Genomic DNA, 23,232 nt, shown 5'->3' on the forward strand with positions numbered 1-23,232 from the left:
ATTATGAATATAATTTGGGAAAGTATTATATTAACTTTTACTGGAATAATTGTTTTGAAAATGACAGGTAGTACATCTGTGAGCCAAATGACAAGAGCTGAAATCATTATAGTTGTATCAATTGGCCGTATTATTGTAGAACCTGTATTAAGTAGAAAAGTAGTCCCATCTATATTCGCGGCTATCATATTTGCAAGCATATTACTTATCATTCATTTCTTTGAATTGAAATTAAGGAAGGTGGAACAATTTTTAAATGGAAGTAGCATTATAATTGTTGAAAACGGAGAGATTGTAAAAGAGAATTTGATGCAGGCAAAAATGTCGGAACAACAACTTTATATGCAATTAAGAGAAAAAGGGATTCATGACGTAAAGAGTTTACAGCAAGTTACAGCGGAACCGAATGGTCGTATTGGTTATCAATTAATAAAAGAAGCAGAACCAATAACTTTAGAAATGTTAGAAAAAGTATTAGATCGGTACAATATAAAAAGATAATTTCTCGTGAGAAAAAGCCAATACTATAACGGAAGTATTGGCTTTTTTATTTTTCTACAAACGTAAGGATTAATAAAATAGGGTGGATTTTAAACCAATCATTATAATAGATATAGGCTTATAATTGTGCTATATTCAATGGACTTATAGTGAATGTGGTAAAAAACTAATTTGGCATAGGTAGACGCAGCGTTAAAATTTATAAGTTTTTAATGTGATACTAAAAATGGATTGAAAATAAGGAGATAGATACATAATGGAATTTTGGGAATCAAGTTTTATCGAAAAACAAACGATGTGGGGATTTGAACCTACAGAATCTGCAATTTTGACAAAAGATTTTTTTCTTGAAAAGAACGTTAAGAATATATTAGTTCCGGGTATTGGATATGGAAGAAATGCAAAGGTTTTTATCGATAATGGTATAAATGTAACAGGTATTGAAATTTCGAAAACAGCGATCGATTTAGCAAGAGAAAACGGACTAGAAGATGTTAGTATGTATCACGGTTCAGTAAACGAAATGCCTTTTGATAATAAACTGTATGATGGGATATTTAGTCATGCACTTCTTCATTTGTTGAATGAACAGGAAAGAGAGAAATTTATTGAAGATTGTTATAATCAGTTAAAACCAGGCGGATATATGGTTTTTACAACTGTTTCTAAAAAAGCTCCCATGTACGGAAAAGGAAAACAATTGGATAAAGATTATTATGAGATAATGGAAGGTGTAAAAATGTTCTTTTATGATTCTGAATCTATAAAAAAAGATTTTAATCAATATAGATTAGTACAAGTTTCGGAAATTGATGAACCAAATAAGAACATGGCAAATAAACCTTCAATCAATTTCTTAATGATAAAATGTAAGAAAGAACGATAACTAAAAGTTATTAAGAATGATTAAAGATGTTTATATATTGATTATGCACAAATAAAAAGGACAAGCATATAATATAAATACCTTTTAACTTTAAGTAACCTTAACTTTCGTTAATAGGGTATCTCAAAATCCCCAAAAGAGCACTTGCGGAAACAAGTGCTCTTTTATTTTTTGTTTCATAAATATTTATAGTTGCAAATTTCGTGCAATAAAAATAAATCTGAGAGAAATAATCATATCTTTATTATACGATTATTTCTGAACTACAAACGATATAGCATTTGTTTTTAATTGAATGTGTCTTTCATTTCGAACAATATCATAAGCTAATTCTTTTATTTCAACTTTTAGTTCTTTCCATTCTTTATAAATGCTTTTTAAAGTACTTATCATTTCTTCGGTTGAAAGATTAATTTCAATTAAAGCTTCTAATTCTTCATTCGTTATTGAATCAATTTCTTGTATGTTAGAGTTAATAATTAAACAATTAATACCGTCGTTTTTTGTACCTCTTTTCATAGAGTGGAGTACATTTTTAAAATCTTCTTCTGATCTGACATGTTCTAAACTTGATACTGCAACGATATAATCATAAGCGTTAGAGTCAATATGATAGTTTTCAATTGCTGCTTCTTCTGTTTTTATAACCTCGAATACATCATGTTCTTTGCTATAAATTTGTAGCTTTGTTAAAGCGGAATTAAGTAAATCAACACATGTAACGGTGCCGCTAGTATTTTTTATTTTTTTTGCAATTGGAATGCTATTTCTCCCAACGCCAGAGCCAAGGTCAAGTACTTGCAAGTTGTTTTGTCCGTCAAAGTGGTTCATCAAGTCCATAACCGTTTTAACTGGTTTGAAAAGCCAAGAGCCAGCTTCAAACAGTTTATATTGTTCATAGCAAAGGTCGTGATATTTCTTTTCTTCTTGTCTTATGTAATCGATACGGTTCACATTGTTTCAGCTCCAATATTTTTATTGCAAAATGAATAGGTGGGACAGCCTTTAACATTTGTTTGAATTCGAAAAATACCACCAGCATGTGGATACTCTTTTAATTCGTTATCACTCATTCTTGTTCTGGCTGTTGTAACATATAAATCTGTTAAATTAGGCCCACCAAATGTACATGATGTTACATATAACGCGGGAATTGGAATGCTTAATATTTGTTCTCCAGTAGAGGGATTCCATCTAGTTATTTTTGAACCTCCCCAATGTGCAATCCATAAACAACCTTCTTCGTCAATTGTCATACCATCAGGTAGACCATCATTTTCAGAGAAATTGATTACATCACTTGGATTATGAATGTCTCCAGTACGTATATTATATTGATAGCGAACTACTTTTTTAGTAGGTGTATCTATAAAGTAAAAGTATGTATGATCAGGTGACCAAGCAATTCCATTTGATGTATTTACATGTGAAACTTTTTTCTCTACACTTAAATTATGATGTAAACAATACAAGGAACCTGCAGCATTCATACCGTATGTATCTGTAGAACCTGCCCAGAAACGACCAGCTGGATCACATTTTCCATCATTGAAACGATTTTCTATTAAATGTGGTTCAGGGTCAAAAATATGTGTCAGTTTTTCTGTATTTACATTAATAGAATAAAAGCCGTTTTCCATAGCTAAGAGTAGTACATCCTCTAAATATGGAACAACACAGCCAATTTGTTGATTGAGAACAATTACTCGGTTCGTATTAGCGGTAGGATTATATATGCATAATTTTCTCTCCATAATATCAACCCAATATAAAAGTTGCTTTTTTCCATTCCAACATGGTCCTTCAGCTAAACTTGCTTTAGCATCTAAAACTAATTCTATATTACTGAACAAGATGTTCACCTCGCGTTATAAGATATTAATATAATTCGATAAGAATAGAGGTAAACCTTTTAGTCAAAGGATATTAAAATTTATACTGTAGAAAAATGACCTTCTCAAGTGATTAAAAAAGTGTATAAACAAGGAGAGGAAAATGCATATGATGTTTTATGAGATTGTTTGCTTTTCTTGTAAGAATATATTTCGTGTTTACGAAGGCAGTGAAAAATATAAGCGATTTAAAGAGAAACCAAAAGGGGCATATTGTTGTGATGAGTGTAGCCACAAAATTCAATTAGAAGCGATAAAGAATTTTTTTAGATAATTTTACGATTTCGATTCGGAAAAGTTTGACAATAAAAGTGTTATAAATTATCATATTAAAAAACTAATATTTAAGGCATAGAAGAGAAGAGTAGTTAAGAAAGAATACGTACAGAGAGCTCTGGTAGCTGAGAAAGAGCGGTATACATCTTAATGAAAAAAGACTTGGAGCTGCGCAAGGAACTAATTTATTTAGGGATGGTGCGACGGGTTCTCCCGTTATAGAGATAGGGTATAAGCATATTTTGCCGTACCTGAAGAGGTTAATATGGTGACATATTAACAAACTGAGGTGGTACCGCGAAGCTAACAACTCTCGTCCTCAAGATGAATAATCTTGGGGGTGGGAGTTTTTTTGTTGCATAAAACTGGAAATGAGAAACAAAAAATAATTGAGGTGAGTAATATATGCATTGGGCGTATGAAGTAGCACATGAATTAATTAGGAAACATCCAAATAAAGAAATGTTTGTTTGTGCATCTGGAATTAGTCCGTCAGGTTCTGTTCATATTGGGAACTTTCGTGAAATCGTAACGACTTATTTCGTAGTAAGAGTACTTCAAGATTTAGGGAAAAAGACTCGTTTTATATTTTCGTGGGATGATTATGATAGGTTTAGAAAAGTTCCAAAAAATATTGATCCATCTTTTGCAAAGTATATTGGTATGCCATACTGTGATATTCCAGATCCGTATGGATGTCATAACTCGTATGCGGAGCATTTTGAAAAAGAGTTTGAAAAATCGCTTCAAGCATTTGGAATTGAAGTAGAATTTATTTATCAACATGATGAATATAGAAGCGGAAGGTATAACGAAAATATATTAGAGGCCTTGTATAAACGAAAAGAAATATATGATATTTTAATGGGTTTTAAAACTAGAGAGTGTAGTGAAGAAGAGCGAGAGAGCTTTTATCCAGCTACATTATATTGTGAGAGATGCGGAAAAGATACAACAACTATTACACATTTTGATGAAGTATTAAAAACAGTCCGGTATGAATGTGAATGCGGAAATGAAAAAGAGTTATCCGTATTAAATACAAATAAAATGAAACTAAACTGGAAAATCGATTGGCCGATGAGATGGATGATAGAGGATGTTATTTTTGAACCGGGCGGTAGAGATCATTCATCAGAAACGGGTAGTTATAATGTATCAAAAGAAATTGCAAGGAAAATATTCAATCGAGAAGCACCTCATTACGTTGCTTACGATTTTATTGGTATTAAAGGGAATCATGAAAAAATGTCTAGTTCTTCAGGGAATAGTATTACACCAAGCAATTTATTGAAAGTGTATATACCAGAAGTAATTCTCTTTATGTTTGCAAAATACAAACCAGGCGCTGCTTTTTATATTGGGTTGGATGAAGATGTGATTCGTAATTATACAGAGTATGAGCGATTGAAAGATAGTTATGAAAATAAAACGCTCAAAAATGAAGATTTATTTGATGCAATTAAAATCTCTAGAGTTGATAGTGAGATTAAAGAATATCCGAAATTTAATCAAGTAGCAGGAACGTTACCATTATTAAATTTTGATTCAACTATTTTACAGGGGATATTAAAGAAAATAGATAGGAGCTATGCATTAGATGAAATGAGAGCGATAAGTAATCGCGCAGAGTATTGGATAAGAAACTTTCAATCTGAAAAATTAATCGCGGTAAATGAGGAGAAAAATGCAGAGTTTTACTACACATTAGATGAAAGGCAGAAAGAATGGCTAGTAGAAGTTTGTAAAATACTTCGTTCTAATAAAGATTACTCTAACTTAATGGAGCAATTATATGCGATTTGTCATCATGAAAATAAAAAAATAATGAAAGAAAATCAAAAACAATTATTCACTATTATATATAAGCTCATTATGAATCAATCAAATGGTCCTCGTATACCATTATTAATACATGTAGTAGGCATAGAAAATTTCATCACACTATTAGATTTCTAAAACACAGTTAAAAGCAACGCAAGTACCAAAATTTCTAAGTACTTGCGTTGCAAATTTTACTATCGTGAATACATTTTCGGACATTCATCACCACTTGGTTCATAAAAACAATGGCTTTTAAACTGTCCTACAAATGGCTGATTATACCATTCAGGCGGACAAGCTCCAACTGGACGGAAATACCAAAGAGCCCATCGTGCAGGCCAGCGCCATTGACCTTGTAAAACTTTTCGTGCGATTTCTTTTTCTGATTCACGAGCACGTTGATAAAAATATCCATATTGTACTGCTTCAAATCCGCCGGGGCTTTGATATACAGCGTCTCGTACGGTACGGAGTTGTTTAAAATCTAAGCAATCACAAAATACACGGTTTACTACAACGCATCCAACTAACTCCTCACCTTGGCGACCTTCGCCTTCAGCTTCAGCACGAATTAATCGAGCTAGTAAATCAACATCACTTTCGTTGTATGGAATAAGGGGCATAGTGATACCACCTTTCTGTTATAGTAAAGAGTGTATGTTATAAAACAATCTGCGTGCTTTTTTACATAAAAATAACATTTAATTTTAAGAGGAGCTTGTATAAAAAAAGCTAATTAGTAATAGTAGATAAATATAAAAGGGAGAGGTATTATGTATCGAATTCATAAAGACCATATTATTTACGCGATGTCATCAGAGAATAAACCATGTATGGTGTAGTTTTGAAATAAAGTTGCGATGCTGTATCTCTTTAATCAAAGAATTGTAAATATATGATCAAACTTTTTTATAAAACATAAACCTGCTGGATAAGAAACCATTTGGATTAAACTTTTTTCAAAATGGTTTCTTTTTATTCAACATAGAATACGGTTTAACACAATATTTTTAATCAAACTTTATTTTAAAGCCACACATTGCTTTTTCTTATGGTGAATTTGTTTCTTAGTTATTTCCTGCATTTTATATCATTCACCAATCATGTAATGTTAAGGGAGATGACAAAAGAAAGGAAGGATGTACAAATGAGTATAGTAAAAAACGGAACATTGCAAGTAATTGGAGCAAGCATCTATTATGAGGTGCGTGGCTCGGGTCCAATTCTTCTTTTGATTCATGGTGGGGGTGGTGATGCCGACAAGTTCCATAATATTGCCGACCATCTTGCTAAATGGTATACCGTTGTTACTTACGATCGTCGTGGTCATTCCCGTAGCAATCTCGTCAATAAAACTGAGGATTACCATGTGCAAACACATAGTGAAGACGCTCACCGGCTGCTAGCCAATTTGACCAATGAACCGGCTTATATATTCGGAAGTAGTTCTGGTGCTGTCATCGGACTTGATTTGTGTATACGCCATCCTGGGCAGGTACAGTTACTAATCCCACACGAACCGGTTTTATTACAACTTTTACCTGAAAATGAGTTGAAGCAGGCTATAAATTTCATGGAAGACCTTAAAGGGAATCATAAAAGTGAGGTCATGAAGTTATTGTCAAATATCGATGATAGCAATTCCGGACTATCGAAGGATATGCTAACAAAGCGACTACTCGGCAATTCGTTTTATTTCACTGAGTATGAAATCCCGGGAATTCTCAGCTATACTTTAAACATCGATGCATTAAAGCGCTCATTAAAACCTGCATCGATACAGGTACGTCCAGCCGGTGGAAGTATTTCACGAGAATTTTTTCCTTACCATTGCGCATTCAACTTGGCAGAACACCTCGGAACAGAATTCGCAGAGTTTCCAGGAAACCATGTGGGCTATAACACAGTGCATCATAAAGAGTTTGCTGAGAGGTTACACGAAATTCTTGAGAATTAATCCGGAAACGTATCAATCGGTAGTGTATGAGCACACCAAAGAGTTATAAGACACTTCGTAATTTAGGGTTTTGTCTTTATGTCTAAATTATAATACGATGCATGTTGTTCAAGAAAAGGGCGCGTTTGTTGAAGAATAAAGATAGAAAATGACCAAACTTTTTATAGTATAGAAACTTAAATTTGTTAGATAAGAATTCATTTTGATCAATCTTTTTTCAAAATGAATTCTTCTTGTTTACCATAAATTACGAGTCTGTGAGGTATGTTTAATCAAAGTTTATTTCAAAGCAACATATGGAAGTAGAAATTGGGAGTCGTCTTATATTTGGAACATATGATTGCTTTGAGAATCAAATTGACTCTGAAGATGTTGCGTTTCAAGAATTTGATTGAAACCGAATTAATCCGACGACTGGACCTGTATATATCAGTGGTGCAGAACCTGGTGACATATTAGCTGTAACGATTGAAAAGATAAAAATTGCAGAGCAAGGTGTTTTAACTACAGGGGTGAACCTTGGCGTAATGGGTGAAGATCTACATGAAAATACAATAAAAATCGTCTTAATACATAATGAACATGTTTTGTTTTCAAATGAACTACAAATTCTGATTAATCAAATAATTGGTGTAATTGGTACTGCACCGAAAGAAGAGAGCATTTCATGTGCCACACATCAGCTGCCGGTGATTTAAAAGTTTGTCAAGTTGTGGATCCACTTAAAACGGCACGAATGGAACTAAGTATGGATTATGTGGAGAAGCTAGGTTTTAATTGCAGTAACTTTCATATTAAGTAAGAATAATAGAAGAAGGATACTTTTGTATAAAAGCATCCTTTTTTTAATTTACGGATTTTGTGAAAAGAGGTAGTATTTATTTTATATAAGTATATTTGAGATTGTGGATTAAAAAGGAGTTCAATAATGGTCAAAATTATGATTGTAGAAGACGATATGAAAATTGCAGAACTATTATCAACATATGTTGCGAAATATGGTTATCAAGGAGTTATTGTATCGGACTTTCAAAATGTATTAGACATTTTTTTAGATGAACAACCAGAGTTAGTTTTATTAGATATTAATTTACCGAGTTTTGATGGTTACTTTTGGTGTCGTCAAATTCGTAGTGTTTCTACATGTCCGATACTATTCATTTCGGCTCGTGAAGGTACGATGGATCAAGTTATGGCGTTAGAAAACGGTGGCGATGATTTTATTCCGAAGCCTTTTCATTATGAAGTTGTAGTGGCGAAAATTCGTAGTCATTTAAGACGTGCATATGGAGATTATGCACCGAAACTAGAAGAGCGAATGATTGAGCAACAAGGCCTTTGTTTATATCCTGAAAGACTTGTATTGAAACTTAGAAACGAAGAGATTGATATAACGAGAAACGAAGCTATTTTATTAGAGACATTAATGAAAAATTATCCGCGTGTTGTGAGTAGGGAAGTGTTGTTAAATAAATTATGGGATAGCGAATCTTATGTTGATGATAATACATTAAGTGTAAATACAACACGTGTGCGTAAAAAGTTACAAACGTTACATATAGAAGGTGCGATTGAAACGATTCGTAGTGTTGGATATAGATTGCATATTACTTGGGATACTGGTATAGAAAAATGATAAGGTTGTTTATACGTGATCATATACCACTTATTTGCTTTACTATAATTCAACTACTAGCTATATTTCTCGTATATTGGTTTGATGGGCATAATCATATTACAACGGCGTTATATGCAATGTTTCTAGGTGTTTTCTTTATGGGAAGTTATTTAGTGTTTCGTTATTTTACACATCGTTCTTTTTATGAGCGCTTAGCAAACCCGATGCAATCTTTGGATGAATCTGTTCAAAAATCTGATTTTGCAGCTGTATCGGCTGCTCTTCAAGAACTACTTGAGGTGCAATATCGACATTATCAAAATCAGCTGCAAATGCAAGAGAGAAAAAATAATGACCATTTAACCTTTATGAATCAGTGGATTCATCAAATGAAAACACCTTTATCTGTAATAGAATTAATTACACAGGATGAAGTAGATTCACGTTTTGAAAGTATAAATGAGGAAACTGATCGATTAAAAAAGGGATTAGAAATGGCTCTGTATGTCGCACGTTTAGAAGCATTTACACAAGATTTTTATGTAGAAAGAGTACAACTATATAAAATAGTGAATGATTCGGTACATGAGCATAAACGGTTCTTTATCCGGAATTTTGTATATCCAGAGCTTGAAATTGATAAGGACATTACAGTAGAAAGTGATGCGAAATGGTTACAATTTTTAATTGGACAAATACTATCGAATGCGATTAAATATTCATCTGGTAGTAGAGAGAAGATTAAAGTGAAAGCTTGTAAGGAAGGTAATAATGTTATACTTGAAATTGCTGATAATGGTGTAGGAATACCGAAGCAAGATTTACCAAGAGTGTTTAAACCTTTCTTTACAGGAGAAAATGGTAGAGATTTTAAAGAATCAACTGGAATGGGGCTATATCTCGTACATGAAATTACGAAGCAATTAGGACATAGTGTAGAAATCCATTCAGAAGTTGGTAAAGGTACCGTTGTACGTATTAAATTTTAAATGTGTAAAAATGACTCAGGCTAAAGAACTTTTGAAATAAGTTTTTTAGCCTTACTTTATATGGATTAAATAAAATGATATAAAAGACTGGTATGATCCTAATAAAAGGTCGTGTAAGTATGTGTAATGACACAATAATAAATAAGGCTGTTAAATGAGAGGTTTTTAATAATTTATTAATATTTAAATAGTTTTTTGTAAGAAAAAAGCTCGCCCTTTGATAGAGCTAGCTTCATGAATTTTAATTAAGTAAACAAACTTAATAATTTATATCCAATTAATCCTAAAATAGTGATAGGAACCATCATTAAGAAAGAAGAAATTCGATTAGCATTAGAGCGTTCTAATACAAGAATCAAGATAATCCCGACTATGACTTCGGTATATCCAACAGGTAACATGTGACTATAGTCTTCAAAATTTAAAAGAATATGAAGTCCATCCGTTACAAAAACGCCACTAATAAGCGCGCTTCCGAATTTATGAAGTGGATCCGTAGTATCTTTCCATAGAAAACCTGCAACTCCAAAGATAGTTCCTCCTATACATGCACATACAATCCATACGGATATAAAATAAATAGAGTGAGCTACATTTTTAATAACTATTGCATAACCATAGTAGCCTAATACCATACCGAGTAGTGCAAGGATACCAGAAAGTATAGCTGTACGCTTAGAATAACTAAAGCTAGCCACAAAAAAGGATGGAACTAACCAAACGCTTCCTAGATTAGCTAATGAATTCCAATGTCCAGGAAGTATACCTTGCCCCAATTTAGTTAGTATACCAACAATTATCCCTACTATAATCGGGACGAGAAAAATCCTTAAAAACATATTTAACTTTGTGATTTTTAATGTCCTGTCCATAAATTCAATCCTTACATTAATATTTTCTGTAAAAATATAATAGCTTATTATAAGGGAATAATCAATAAAAATTTATCGAAAAACAATAAGTGATTATTGGATAATGAATAACATTTTGTTTTTATACAAAATTTATCCCGCTTTAATGGGCAGTAAGACCCCCACCTCAAAATTCAGCGAAAGCAAAGAAATTAGGTGGGGGTCGGGCTGCCCATTAAAGTCCGATTGGTTCAACTAATAATCAGTGGGGATGAAGAAAACCCCCACTGATTAAAGTTTCACTTTATATAATAGAGAGTGCTTAGAAGTTTACTACTGGGGAAATCTAAAGGACGTATTACAATCAATGTAACTTGTGCTTATTCAACATGAAGTTAAGGAATGATAAATAAACCTAAAAGAAAGCAATCTTTTTAACAGCACATATAATTGCATTTACTCATACAGTACTAGTATGGTACAATATGGTTATTAACGACGGAAAGGAATGATGGGTGGACGATGATTAACTAATCTTATTTTTAAATGTTGAAATTCAATAAATTTCAATTTCTAAAAAATAGGATTAGTCTGCCCAATTTCCATACAACGGTATTGCTATTTATATTGCGCAATAGCTTATTTGGGTATAAATAATGTAATGACTAATCCTGCCAAATTTATTTGGGAGGATTTTTTATTCTCCCTTAATGAAAGGGATCGGTATTTATGAAAGAACTATTAAAATTAAATGATGTTTATGTTGAAATAAAAGAAAATATGTTGTTAGAGAAAATGAATGTGACAGTAAAACAAGGGGATGTTATCGGATTAATCGGTAAAAATGGTGCTGGTAAATCAACGTTACTTCAATTAATAAATGGGAAGATTGAACCTTCAAAAGGTACTGTTGAATGGATGCAAATGAATATGACAACAGCATATGTTGAGCAAGAAATAGAATCTTTTATTAGTAATGATGTAATTGCAAAAGAAGCAGAACTTCTTGCAAAATGGGGCGTGCCAACGAACGATTTTCATACTTTAAGTGGTGGTGAAAAGCTGAAAATTCGATTAGCAAAAGGATTTGCTGAAAATCCTAATGTCTTAATATTAGACGAACCGACAAATCATTTAGATGAGATCAGTACGGGATTTCTCATTAAACAAATAAAAAACATGAAAGGTACAGTTATCGTTGTATCGCATGATCGATATTTTTTAGATGTTGTCGCAACAAAAATATGGTCAATTGAGGACAAAAAATTAATTGAGCATAGTGGTAATTATACGAGCTACATGAAAGCACGTGAGCAAAAAAGAAAGTCGCAGCAGCGTGAATATGAAAAGCAGCAAAAAAAGATAGAACAAGTAGAAACACATATAAAAGAATTGAGTTCATGGTCACAAAAGGCACACGCACAGTCTACAAAACAAGAAGGTGTGAAAGAATTCTATCGTGTAAAAGCGAAGCGAATGGATGCACAAGTGAAGTCAAAACGAAAACGACTTGAAAAAGAGCTGGAGAAAGCGAAAGTAGAACGTGTGAAAGAAGAGTATTCAGTTGAGTTTTCTATTCAAGCGAACAAAAAAGTAGGAAAACGTTTTTTAGAAGTGAAGCAATTAAAAAAAGACTTTCATGGGAAAGTATTATTTGAAAACGTTAATTTTACAATTCAGCACGGTGAGAAAGTTGCGATTGTTGGACCAAACGGTAGTGGGAAAACAACATTACTGAAGATGATTATGGGAACGGAAACTGCTGAAGGAGAAATATGGATTTCACCATCTGCGAACATCGGCTATTTAACACAAGAAGTTTTTGATTTACCGCTTGATAAAACACCAGAAAATTTATTTTTTAAAGAGACGTTTGAAGAAAGAGGAAAAGTCCAAAATTTAATGAAACATTTAGGGTTCCAAGCTTCTCAATGGAAAGAGCCGATTGAGCATATGAGTATGGGAGAAAGAGTAAAATGTAAGCTAATGGCTTATATTTTAGATGAAAAAGATGTACTCATTTTAGACGAACCGACGAATCACTTGGATCTACCTTCACGTGAACAACTTGAAAATACATTAGCTGAGTATAACGGAACATTAGTAATTGTATCTCACGATCGATATTTTTTGGAGAAAACAACTAACACAAAACTCGTGTTTTCAAACAATACGATACAAAAGCAGCTAGAAGAACCTACGAAAACAAGAGATGATATTGAAGAGCTACGTTTAACGTTAGAAACAGAGAGACAAGAAGTACTAGGGAAATTAAGCTTTTTAACTTCTAACGACAAAGAATATAAAGCACTGGATGAACGGTTTATGGAACTTACGAAGCAGATTAAGGCACTATAATGTATTTGTAAACGTGATTAAGGGGGATGGTTACATTCCCATCAAGCTAATCAAGTAAATTACTAGATACGAAATGCTTCTTGTTTCAAAACTAGTAAGTGATAAAAAAGTAGGCATGCTAAAGAAGCCTATTAAAAAGTGATTTTTCGCTAGGCAGCTTGTCTATGCTTCACCGTCGTGTTATACACAATCCCTAGAATATCAAAGACGTTCATATTCTTATGTCTATGATATTTACGACCGTTCTTTTTGAGCAGTTGATAAAGGCGATGCAGAATTTTTAAAAGTTCTTCTGTGCCAACGGCTATCGCTTGAAACAGTAAAGGAAAGTAATCTTTAATCATATAAATCGCTTTGTATTCACTCAGTTCCTGCTTTTTCTTTTCAAGCAGAAACTGTCGCATTTGAAACATTGTAGAAGAACAAAGGAGAATACCTATGAGTTGCCCATATAAATGACACTCTAGGTGTTCTCTTTTTATATTTTTACATTCATCAATTTCAAAGAATGACTTCCGCGTTTTAAACAAAATTTCAATCTGCCAACGAAGTGAATATAATGAATGCACGTAGTTCGTCGGTACTTCTTCTAGCGACGTGTTCGTGATATATACATTCATGCTCATTAAACGTTTACTTTTATCCTTCATGACAATGCCTTTCTTCTTTTCACGTATTGCTTGGTTTTTCAGACGTATTTGCGTTTGATCATCGGTTAAACGATGGATAATAACACGTGCTGGAAGTTTCTGATTTTGACCAATGTATGCCTCGGGGATTTCCATCGTTTCACCAGGGATTAGACCAGACAGCATTTGTGTCATATCAAGCTGGATGTATTCCGTTTGCTTTTTTAACGTACCATTGTTGTAATATTGGCTTACGTTAAGCTTGTGAAAAAAACATATTCATGTATAATACAATTGATGTATGATACATTAGTTGTAGGAGGGTGACCTATTTGAAAAGAGAAGATGCCTTAAAACTAAGAACAGATATTAAGAAAATGATTATAATAACTGGGGTTTTTGAATCTCAAAATTTGCCCAATGGGCTATTTGAAAAACCTTTACCAACTTCTCAAATGATGGCGTTAGAGGAACTAGAGGTGGAAAAATTAACTGTTTGGCAACTATCCAATAAACTTAGATTAGAGACTTCAACTGTAAGTAGATTGGTAGATAAGTTAGTAAAAAAGGGGCTTATTTATCGTGAAGTAAATGAAAAAAATAGAAGAGAACTTTTTCTGCACCTCACAGAAAAAGGTCACATAACTGTTAATTGCTTAAGAGAGCAATCCATTACATTTTATCAAAGTATTCTCAATAATTTATCAGAATCAGAACAAAAAATAGTTGTGGATGGTTTTGAATTATTTATTGATTCTATTTCTAAGTCTTTTGATTAGAGTGAGGTAAATCATAACATTTGGAGGGTAAAATGAGTTTGGATTTTGAACGTCCTATTATTGAATTAAAAGAGAAATTTGATGAATTAAAGAAAATTATGAAAGAAAATAATGTAGATTTATCGCCAGAAATTCATGTATTAGAAAAACGTTTAAATAAAATGCAAGATAAAATTCATTCTAATATTACACCTTTTCAACGAGTTCAAATTGCAAGGCTACGTAACCGGCCCACGACATTGGACTATATACCTTTATTGTTTACAAACTTTCTCGAACTTCATGGTGATCGATTATATGGTGATGATAAAGCAATGATAGGTGGTATTGCAAAATTTAAAGGGATGCCCGTTACGGTTATTGGTCATCAAAGAGGTAGAAATACAAAGGAAAATATAGAAAGAAATTTTGGAATGGCACATCCAGAAGGTTATAGAAAAGCGCTAAGACTTATGAAACAAGCTGATAATTTTAATCGCCCTATTATTACATTTATTGATACAATAGGCGCCTATCCAGGGAAAGGGTCTGAAGAACGTGGAATTTCTGAAGCGATAGCTCGAAATCTATTTGAAATGGCTACACTTAAAGTGCCAATTGTTTGTATTGTAATTGGAGAGGCATCAAGTGGTGGAGCTCTTGGCATTAGTGTCGGTAACCATATCCATATGTTAGAGTATTCATGGTACTCGGTAATTTCGCCAGAAGGAGCAGCATCTATCCTATGGAAGGACGCTAAGTATGCTCCAGAAGCTGCTGAACATATGAAAATTTCAGCAAAAGATTTAAAACATTTAGGAATTATTGATGAAATCATTCCTGAAATTAAAGGTGGAGCACAAAATGATATAAAATCACAGGCAAAAGTGATTGAATCTGTAATCGAATCATCTCTGAAAAAATTGATACTATTATCCTCGGAAGAGCTTATACAACAGCGGTATGAAAAGTATAGACAAATAGAGAATTATAAATGAAAATATTTAAAGTCCGTATTACATTTCGGAGGATTCTCGCGAAAAAATTCTAAATATTTCGTAATCAGCTTCTTAAACTGGGATATGCTGATACTATTACTCTACAAAAGGTGTGTGATTGGTATGGAAAAGGAAAATTTGTTCAAATGGATGCATTATCACATACCCATCAACTTAAGAAATTGATTGTTCCCGAAAACGAAAAAATGAGCTGAATTCTCATAAATAACTGTAAAAAGGTGAAAATTTCGGTATGGGGGTATCTCAAAAGCTTAGGTTGATGGCAATGGGGGATGGTCATGGAAATAGAAAATTCCGCTAAGTTATTTAGGCTAGATTGTGGTGAAATTTACTTACAAGAGTTTTCCACTAAAGATGCAGAGAGTATTTATAACATATCCAATCAACCGGAAATAGAAAAGTTTTTACCGGACTGGAAATCGACGAAAGAACAAAGGGTTAATTGGGTTGTAAATTATGAAATACCAGAAAATAAAGCGTTTCTTCATGCAGTGAGAACTACGACTAACATAGATGATCACATATTAAGACTAGGAATATTTAAGAAAACCACAAATGAATTTATTGGATGGTGCTGCACAGGTATGAAAGAAGAACTCCCTTCACCAAACAGAGAGATAATGTATGCTATCTCAAATGAACATCAAAATCATGGCTATGCTACAAAAGCGACTAAAGGTTTAATTGACTTTTTGTTTAAAGAAACAAATTTAAATGTCCTTAACGCAATTGCTTTAATTAACAATGTAGCATCAAATAAAGTTATTGAAAAATGTGGGTTTATTTATAAGAGCCAACAGAGGATAGAAAATCAAATATATAATCATTATATATTGAGAAGATCTGAGTGGATAAAAATATAACGTTGGGTAGTAAAAGACCAATAAAGCAATCGGTCTTTTCTCATTTATATAATAAAGGTTTCATATACTTTGTATTTCCTGCTACTATACAATTATTATAAGATAGTTATGCGTTAATTTCAGTTTAAAAAAAGTTTTATTATCAGTTTTTTTAGAAATCTTACAAGCGTGTAAGATAAATGAAAGACGAATCAATATGAGCTGTAAGACAATTCATTTACACTCTGTTATGAGACGTGCAAATGAAGGGAGAATATACATGGAAATTTTACATGCAAAAAGTATTAGTAAAGTATATAAAGGGAAAGTACCTTATAAAGCATTAGTTGATATTGATTTATCAATTCAAGAAGGTGAATTTGTAGGGATTATGGGGCCATCTGGTAGTGGAAAAACAACGTTATTAAATATGGTATCTACTATTGATTCTCCATCATCGGGAGAAATTTTAATAAATGGCACAAATCCTTTCCAATTATCATCAGAAGATTTAGCGTTATTCCGCAGAAAACAATTAGGATTTGTTTTTCAATCATTTAATCTTCTTAGCACACTTACTGTAAAAGAAAACATCGTATTGCCGATGACTTTAGATGGTGTTTCCGTGCAAGAAATGAACAAGCGATTGGAAGAGATTGCAGAGAAGTTAAATATTACAGATATCTTGAATAAAAGAACATTTGAAATATCAGGGGGACAAGCTCAAAGAACAGCAATCGCTCGTGCGATCGTTCATAAGCCGCAATTATTACTTGCAGATGAACCAACAGGGAACTTGGACTCTAAATCTTCAAATGATGTAATGGAGATGCTTGATACTCTAAATAAAGAAGAAAAAGCAACGATGATGTTAGTTACACATGATCCGTATGCAGCGAGCTTTTGCAGCCGAGTAATCTTTATTAAAGATGGTCAACTATATAACGAAATTTATTGTGGTGAAAGTAGGCAAACTTTTTATCAAAAGATTATGGATGTCCTTTCTTTGTTAGGAGGAAAAAGGCATGACTTTTCGTCAGTTCGCATTTAATAATATTTTTCGCAATAAGCGTACATATGCTGCTCATTTTTTAAGTAGTGCATTTTCTATTATGATTTTCTTTACGTATGCTCTTTTATTATTTCATCCTGATTTACAAGGTGAGTTGAAATCGACAAGTGCAACAATAAGTGCATTTGGTACATTGGGATTTTCAGTTTCGCAAGGATTGATTTTTGTATTTTCATTTTTCTTCATTTTATATTCAGTTAGTTCGTTTTTAAAAACGCGTAAGAAAGAATTTGGCGTTTTAATGATGCAAGGTATGTCAATGAGACAGCTTAAAAAGTTATTGTTAATTGAAAATATGTTAATTGGTTTTGGTTCAATATGTATAGGTATTCTTATTGGACTCATATTTTCTAAACTAGTTTTATTAATAAGCGCAAGTGTATTAATGATTAGTAACGGCTTGCCTTTTTATATACCAGTACAGGCTGTATTATTAACAATCATTACATTTCTGTTCTTATTTTTAATTGTTTCGCTAGTAACATTTAAAATGATAAAAGTTACAGAGCTTGTGGAACTGATTCAAGCAGGAGAAAAGCCAAAACCTGAACCAAAATCGTCAATTTTATTATCAATTTTTTCTTTATTTAGTATAGGGTATGGCTATATTTTAGTATTTCGCTTTATCCCAAATCATAGTTTTATTGTGCTAGGAATAGGAGTATTCCTGGTGATTATTGGAACGTACTTTTTATATACACAGTGTAGCGTTTATATATTGCATCTTGCTAAAAGGAGAGAAACTTTCTTTTTAAAGAGAACAAATATACTAACATTTTCAGAATTAATTTATCGTATGAAAGATAATGCAACAATGTTTTTTATAGTATCTATTATATCAGCAGTTGCTTTTACAGCAATTGGCACGACAGCTGCTCTTGGAAATAAAGATTTAGTAAGGATGACGAATCCGTATACATTACTATACATGGCTCCTGAAAACAACAAAATAGCGGATAAACATCTCTCTATTATAAAAAACCATCTGGCTGATGCTAATATTCCGTATCGAATGGCTTCATCTTCATATATATATACAGAAAGTAATGTATATGTAATGAAATTAAGTGAATATAACGAACTTGCGAGAGCGCTAGGGTATCAACAAGAAACGATTGAAAAAGAAGATGAAATGTTATTAATTCCTGGAATGGTATCACAAAAACAAGAATTTAAAAATGGTGATTATAAGAAGAATATTGAAGTCATTCAAGGCGATTGGACAAAGACATTTCATGTGAAAAAAACTGTCGATAATTTAGTTTTGCCACATGATACGAAAGGGATATATATTGCTATTCAAGATCATGTATATGATGGAATTCCACTTAATAGTGGTCCAGATAATGAAGATATTATTCAATATCGTACTTACGGATTTGTTGTAGATGATTGGATAAAAACGAAAGAGGTTTCAAACCAATTAAATAATATATTTGATCAAGAACCTAGAGATATACATTTTGAATTTAGAGCACTAACAATAGAGTTGTTAAGTGCAAAACAAACGAATGGGTTATTACTTATGGCTAGTGTTTTAGTCGGAATCGTTTTCTTCACATTTGCTGCTAGTTTTATTTATTTCCGATTATATACTGATTTGAATCGTGATCAACAGCAGTATAAAATGATTTCGAAAATGGGGTTAAGTAAACGGGAGCTAAAGAAAGTTGTAACGAGACAGTTATTATTAATGTTTTTCTTACCAATTGTCGTTGCAGTAATACATACTGTAGTCGCTTATATGGCATTACAACAATTAGTCGATTTTTCTATTCTAAATAGCTCTATCGTCATTTTAATTTCATTTATATGTATACAAGTTTTATATTTCTTTATAACTCGTTGGCGTTATTTACAAAAGCTTCATAAGACAATGGAACAATAGAGAAAATCAGCAAGTAAGATTGCAGAAAAGCATGTAAAAAAACAATTTGAAGTTATGGAAGGAACTGTGATGAAAAAACAATTATCTATTTTCATATTAAGTATATTATTGTTATTAAGTGTAAGTGCATGCTCTAAAAACGAAAACAGATTTCCAGCTAACGGTGTGTTAATCATTGGAGATGAGAATCATACTGGAGCAATTATGAATCGTTATAAGGAAAACACGAAAGAACAGGAAGCTTTTGCAGTGAAAACAGGTAGATTTGACCAAAAAAGGGTTCTGATAATAAATGAATCTACTGCACAAGCGATGATGAATGCAAAGCTTTTTCGTAAACGTGATCAAGCATCCCTTTCTAAAACGTTAGATACGTTGCCGAATTTTCCAAAAGAAAGTTCCCTATTATTTATAAATGAAGAAGAAAAGAATATAAAAAGTATTGAAATAGAAGGAAACAAGATACCTGTTACATATGGTAGTGATGCTTGGCTTGGCAATAAACGTGACTATGGAGCACTATGGTATATCGTTGTGGCGAAAAATAGTGTGTATAAAGAAATAAAAGCAAATGAAACGAATATGCAACTTCTACACTTGAAAAAGTCATTAGGTGATGAAAACCCTAAAATATCGACAGATAATACGTTGATTAATGAAAAAGTAAAAGTAAGAAAGTTAATTGAAGGTTATAGAGATGAGGTATCAATTCAGTTTGTAACGATTGGAGAAAAATCTTAAAAAAGAGCTCGAGGTTGATGGATACTTTATCAACCTCGAGCTCTTTTTAATACCGTTTAAATAACTTACATTACTTCATTTAATCGAGTCTCACTCGTTTCTTCAATCGCATTTGAATTTTGAACTGAATTATTTTGTGCTTCTTTTTCTTTACGAGCCTTTTGTAGCATTTCAAGTATAATCCATAAAGGAACACCTTTATCTTTTAGCATCTTCCATAAATCTAATTCATTAAATTTATGCTCAGGTTGTTTCATTTCTTTTTCAGATAAACGAATATCAAATTTGATGGAATCATTTGATTTTTTATCTTCAAGTTTAGTAGAAGAGATAGTATTATGCTCAAGATGAGATGGAGTTATTTTAGTAGGTTGAGATAATGTATGAATATTGAATCCGATTTGCATGCCTTTTCCTCCTTTTCAAGCAATGAGATTAGTTTTCTTATGGTTTTTAAATCTTTTTAACATGAGGAAACTATATCTAATTATAAATCTAAATAAATAGATTTACAAGTTATATTGTAAAAAGTAAATATTTGCTTGAATTAATATTTATCAACAGTTGTATATGTTTTCTATATATACAATGTATATAAAATACTTTACATTATGTTTAAGTTGTTAAATTATTCTGTTGATTTTTTCAGGAAGAAAAATGTAAACGTTTTATTAGGGGGGAGAAAGTATGGGGAAGTTATTTTTAAAAATATGTTTTTTTGCATTAGTGACCGTATGTTCATTCGCAGCGAAAATATCATACGCTGAAGAGAGGCAACAAAATAATTATCCTATCATATTGGTGAATGGATTTGCTGGATGGGGTAGAGAAGAAATGCTTGGCGTAAAATATTGGGGTGGTGTTCATGATATACAGGAAGATTTGAAACGAAATGGTTATACGGTACATACCGCAGCTGTTGGACCTGTTTCTAGTAACTGGGATCGTGCATGTGAATTGTATGCACAAATTAGCGGTGGGACAGTAGACTATGGTGCAGTCCATGCTGAGAAACATGGACATAATCGTTTTGGCAGAACTTATAGTGGTTTTGCGCCGAATTGGAGTGAAACAAATAAAGTTCATTTAGTTGGACATAGCATGGGTGGACAAACGATTAGAACATTAGTACAGCTATTAAAAGAAGGTAGTTTTGAAGAAAAGAATTATGTGAAAAATCACCCAGACACCAAAATATCACCACTATTTGAAGGCGGAAAATCATACGTTCATAGTGTTACAACATTAGCAACCCCTCACAACGGTACAACACTTGCGGATGGTAGTCTTCTACTTCCGTTCGTTAAAGATTTACTCATTACAGCTGCAAGCTTTGGAGGAAACAATAATTTATCATTATATGATTTTAAATTGGATCAATGGGGTATAAAGAAGAATGCTGGAGAGTCCTTTTTCCAATATAGTAATCGTATTCTAAATAGTTCACTTTGGAAAAATACAAAAGATATAAGTCAATGGGATTTAAGTACAGATGGTGCAAAGGAGTTAAATAATTGGGTAAAGACGCAACCAGATGTGTATTATTTATCCTATAGTGGACATGCATCACAAGCAGCACCTATAACAGGTTTACATTTGCCTCATATAACGATGAATAAAGTGTTAATGGGAAATGCATTTTTCTTAGGTTCTTATGCGAGATATGAAGAAAACCGTCCGCTAGTTGATACTTCTTGGTGGCAAAATGATGGTGTAGTAAATACAAATTCTATGATTGCACCATCTTCTAATGTTACTGTAAATAATAATGAGTCATTACAGATTGGAAAATGGAATCATATCGAAACGAAAGCGAATTGGGACCATCTCGACATGATAGGGTTAAGTGTTTCAGACTCGTTAGGTTTTTCTAGCATTCAAGAGTTTTATAGAACAATTGCTGAAAAGCTATCACGTTTACCGAAATAGGTAATAATAAAGCGCTCTCGATGGAATTCGAGAGCGCTTTATATTATATTGAAAGAGGGATTTGGTAGAAAAATATGGGGGGATATTATGAAAATTCAAGTTGTATTATCAGGATACGGAACAGTAGGTAGAGAGTTTATAAAATTATTAAATGAAAAATATTCATATATATATGAAACATATGGGATTCAATTAGTTGTAAGCGGCGTATTAGGGAGAAATATTGCAATACATAATGAAGACGGCTTATCACTTCATCATTTATTAATGTATGGTGGCGGTACCGCTGCAATTGAAAAATATTTAGAGTATCATCCGAAGGAACGTGCAACAACTAGCATAAGTGGTACTGTATTGGTAGAATCAACAGTTACAAATCTTAAAGATGGAAATCCAGGGAAACAATATATGAAACAAGCGATTGAAAAACAGATGGATATAGTAGCAATTTCTAAAGGTGCGCTCGTTACAAACTGGAGAGAAATAAATGAAGCAGCAAAAGGCGCAAATATACGAATTCGATATAGCGGTGCAACAGCCGCTGCACTACCGACACTAGATATTGGACAAGTTAGTTTAGCCGGTTGCAGTATTGAAAAAATAGAAGGAATATTAAATGGAACAACTAATTATATTCTTACGAAAATGTATGAGGAAGATATGACATTTGAAGAAGCACTGAAAGAAGCACAAAATAAAGGAATTGCTGAGACAAACCCTATATTAGATATAAGTGGTTCAGATAGTGCGTGTAAATTGTTACTTTTGACAAACAGCTTAATAGAAACAGAGAAAACACTTACTGATATACATATAAAAGGAATCGAGCACGTTACAAAACAGCAAATTCGAAATGCTAAGGAACAACATAAAATTATTAAATTAATAGCATCAACATATAAGGATGAGGGAGGCAATGTGAATTTAAATGTTGAACCGTGCCAAATAGAAAAAGATCATCCGTTAGCAAAAGTAAATGGAACCGAAAAAGGAATTACGTTCTTTACAGATACGATGGGACAAGTTACTACAATTGGTGGGGCTTCTAATCCAAGAGGTGCTGCAGCTGCAGCTTTAAAAGATGTAATAAACTTATATCGAAAAGATTTGTAAGACCGTACCGCCCTTTATAAAAAATACATATGCCGTGGACCTTTTGAGAATGAAATAAATATGCAAAAATGATTGCAGGGGGTAAGAAA

Annotated in this window: 21 protein-coding genes, 2 pseudogenes and 1 other annotated feature; of the genes and pseudogenes, 17 read left to right on the top strand and 6 right to left on the bottom strand. The window is 32.6% G+C overall.

The window, feature by feature from the left end; translation table 11 throughout:
- The first annotated feature begins 3 nt into the window (after window positions 1-3).
- Complete coding sequence (locus GD442_RS12140; protein WP_001021700.1) at window positions 4-501, top strand: DUF421 domain-containing protein; 498 nt, start codon at window positions 4-6, stop codon at window positions 499-501.
- A 256-nt stretch (window positions 502-757) separates the two neighbouring features.
- Window positions 758-1,387 carry a class I SAM-dependent methyltransferase gene (locus GD442_RS12145; RefSeq protein ID WP_000397612.1) on the top strand — a complete coding sequence of 210 codons (630 nt, stop codon included), beginning with the start codon at window positions 758-760 and terminating at the stop codon, window positions 1,385-1,387.
- Window positions 1,388-1,639: 252 nt separating this feature from the next.
- Here GD442_RS12145 and GD442_RS12150 read toward each other — a convergent pair whose 3' ends face one another.
- Together GD442_RS12150 and GD442_RS12155 are read right to left on the bottom strand one after the other, a co-directional pair.
- Entirely contained in the window at window positions 1,640-2,341 is a 702-nt protein-coding gene (locus tag GD442_RS12150) for a class I SAM-dependent methyltransferase (RefSeq protein ID WP_001079453.1), read from the bottom strand.
- Window positions 2,338-3,240: an SMP-30/gluconolactonase/LRE family protein gene (locus GD442_RS12155; protein ID WP_000492433.1), complete on the bottom strand. Its 903-nt coding sequence runs from the start codon at window positions 3,238-3,240 to the stop codon at window positions 2,338-2,340. The genes GD442_RS12150 and GD442_RS12155 overlap by 4 nt, the downstream gene beginning before the upstream one ends.
- Before the next feature lie 142 nt (window positions 3,241-3,382).
- Here GD442_RS12155 and GD442_RS12160 point away from each other — a divergent pair, with 142 nt between their 5' ends.
- Window positions 3,383-3,553 (top strand): DUF2197 domain-containing protein, encoded by a 171-nt coding sequence (locus GD442_RS12160; protein ID WP_000551042.1) that lies wholly within the window; start codon window positions 3,383-3,385, stop codon window positions 3,551-3,553.
- Window positions 3,554-3,622: 69 nt separating this feature from the next.
- Window positions 3,623-3,879 (top strand) — a binding site (T-box leader).
- A gap of 81 nt (window positions 3,880-3,960) precedes the next feature.
- The gene (gene lysS, locus GD442_RS12165) at window positions 3,961-5,514 is read left to right on the top strand and encodes a lysine--tRNA ligase (RefSeq protein WP_000558600.1); all 1,554 of its coding nucleotides are present in this window, start codon (window positions 3,961-3,963) and stop codon (window positions 5,512-5,514) included.
- A gap of 59 nt (window positions 5,515-5,573) precedes the next feature.
- Here the strand turns inward: lysS and GD442_RS12170 are convergent, their stop codons facing one another.
- Complete coding sequence (locus tag GD442_RS12170; RefSeq protein WP_001128402.1) at window positions 5,574-6,002, bottom strand: cell wall hydrolase; 429 nt, start codon at window positions 6,000-6,002, stop codon at window positions 5,574-5,576.
- 524 nt (window positions 6,003-6,526) lie between these two features.
- On the opposite strand from GD442_RS12170, the gene GD442_RS12175 reads away from it, so the two are divergent.
- The 4 genes and pseudogenes from GD442_RS12175 (at window position 6,527) to GD442_RS12190 (ending at window position 9,943) form a co-directional block, all read left to right on the top strand.
- Window positions 6,527-7,336 carry an alpha/beta fold hydrolase gene (locus GD442_RS12175; protein ID WP_000029414.1) on the top strand — a complete coding sequence of 270 codons (810 nt, stop codon included), beginning with the start codon at window positions 6,527-6,529 and terminating at the stop codon, window positions 7,334-7,336.
- A 296-nt stretch (window positions 7,337-7,632) separates the two neighbouring features.
- Window positions 7,633-8,138: pseudogene (locus GD442_RS12180) on the top strand (acetamidase/formamidase family protein).
- A 126-nt stretch (window positions 8,139-8,264) separates the two neighbouring features.
- Window positions 8,265-8,972 (top strand): response regulator transcription factor, encoded by a 708-nt coding sequence (locus tag GD442_RS12185; RefSeq protein WP_000239008.1) that lies wholly within the window; start codon window positions 8,265-8,267, stop codon window positions 8,970-8,972.
- Window positions 8,969-9,943, top strand: coding sequence for a sensor histidine kinase (locus tag GD442_RS12190; RefSeq protein WP_002164532.1), 975 nt, complete (start codon window positions 8,969-8,971; stop codon window positions 9,941-9,943). Before GD442_RS12185 ends, GD442_RS12190 begins: the two co-directional genes overlap by 4 nt.
- Window positions 9,944-10,188: 245 nt before the next feature.
- Here GD442_RS12190 and GD442_RS12195 read toward each other — a convergent pair whose 3' ends face one another.
- Window positions 10,189-10,815 (bottom strand): DUF6518 family protein, encoded by a 627-nt coding sequence (locus GD442_RS12195; protein ID WP_000376271.1) that lies wholly within the window; start codon window positions 10,813-10,815, stop codon window positions 10,189-10,191.
- A 708-nt stretch (window positions 10,816-11,523) separates the two neighbouring features.
- On the opposite strand from GD442_RS12195, the gene abc-f reads away from it, so the two are divergent.
- Window positions 11,524-13,152: a ribosomal protection-like ABC-F family protein gene (gene abc-f / locus GD442_RS12200; RefSeq protein WP_000661372.1), complete on the top strand. Its 1,629-nt coding sequence runs from the start codon at window positions 11,524-11,526 to the stop codon at window positions 13,150-13,152.
- 149 nt (window positions 13,153-13,301) lie between these two features.
- Here abc-f and GD442_RS12205 read toward each other — a convergent pair.
- A pseudogene (locus tag GD442_RS12205) lies at window positions 13,302-14,030 on the bottom strand (IS4 family transposase); the annotation flags it as partial.
- An 83-nt stretch (window positions 14,031-14,113) separates the two neighbouring features.
- On the opposite strand from GD442_RS12205, the gene GD442_RS12210 reads away from it, so the two are divergent.
- From GD442_RS12210 to GD442_RS12235, 6 genes are all read left to right on the top strand, one after another.
- Window positions 14,114-14,560 carry a MarR family winged helix-turn-helix transcriptional regulator gene (locus GD442_RS12210; protein WP_000817658.1) on the top strand — a complete coding sequence of 149 codons (447 nt, stop codon included), beginning with the start codon at window positions 14,114-14,116 and terminating at the stop codon, window positions 14,558-14,560.
- Between the two features lie 32 nt (window positions 14,561-14,592).
- Entirely contained in the window at window positions 14,593-15,537 is a 945-nt protein-coding gene (locus tag GD442_RS12215; protein WP_000050724.1) for an acetyl-CoA carboxylase carboxyltransferase subunit alpha, read from the top strand.
- A 299-nt stretch (window positions 15,538-15,836) separates the two neighbouring features.
- Window positions 15,837-16,421: a GNAT family N-acetyltransferase gene (locus tag GD442_RS12220; RefSeq protein ID WP_000402112.1), complete on the top strand. Its 585-nt coding sequence runs from the start codon at window positions 15,837-15,839 to the stop codon at window positions 16,419-16,421.
- A 259-nt stretch (window positions 16,422-16,680) separates the two neighbouring features.
- Window positions 16,681-17,451, top strand: a complete 771-nt coding sequence (locus tag GD442_RS12225; protein ID WP_000404283.1) for an ABC transporter ATP-binding protein — start codon at window positions 16,681-16,683, stop codon at window positions 17,449-17,451.
- The gene (locus tag GD442_RS12230) at window positions 17,426-19,360 is read left to right on the top strand and encodes an ABC transporter permease (RefSeq protein ID WP_000144159.1); all 1,935 of its coding nucleotides are present in this window, start codon (window positions 17,426-17,428) and stop codon (window positions 19,358-19,360) included. Before GD442_RS12225 ends, GD442_RS12230 begins: the two co-directional genes overlap by 26 nt.
- A 69-nt stretch (window positions 19,361-19,429) precedes the next feature.
- Window positions 19,430-20,101: a lipoprotein BA_5634 family protein gene (locus tag GD442_RS12235; protein ID WP_000744467.1), complete on the top strand. Its 672-nt coding sequence runs from the start codon at window positions 19,430-19,432 to the stop codon at window positions 20,099-20,101.
- A gap of 65 nt (window positions 20,102-20,166) precedes the next feature.
- Here GD442_RS12235 and GD442_RS12240 read toward each other — a convergent pair whose 3' ends face one another.
- Complete coding sequence (locus tag GD442_RS12240) at window positions 20,167-20,508, bottom strand: DUF3914 domain-containing protein (RefSeq protein WP_001165456.1); 342 nt, start codon at window positions 20,506-20,508, stop codon at window positions 20,167-20,169.
- A gap of 280 nt (window positions 20,509-20,788) precedes the next feature.
- Between GD442_RS12240 and GD442_RS12245 the strand changes: the two genes are divergently transcribed.
- Both GD442_RS12245 and GD442_RS12250 read left to right on the top strand, forming a co-directional pair.
- Window positions 20,789-22,030 carry an esterase/lipase family protein gene (locus GD442_RS12245; RefSeq protein WP_000517070.1) on the top strand — a complete coding sequence of 414 codons (1,242 nt, stop codon included), beginning with the start codon at window positions 20,789-20,791 and terminating at the stop codon, window positions 22,028-22,030.
- Between the two features lie 87 nt (window positions 22,031-22,117).
- Complete coding sequence (locus GD442_RS12250; protein ID WP_000701758.1) at window positions 22,118-23,143, top strand: homoserine dehydrogenase; 1,026 nt, start codon at window positions 22,118-22,120, stop codon at window positions 23,141-23,143.
- The last annotated feature ends 89 nt before the right edge of the window (window positions 23,144-23,232 follow it).

Origin of the sequence: Bacillus sp. A260 (assembly GCF_009861435.1) — a bacterium.
Lineage (GTDB): Bacteria > Bacillota > Bacilli > Bacillales > Bacillaceae_G > Bacillus_A > Bacillus_A cereus.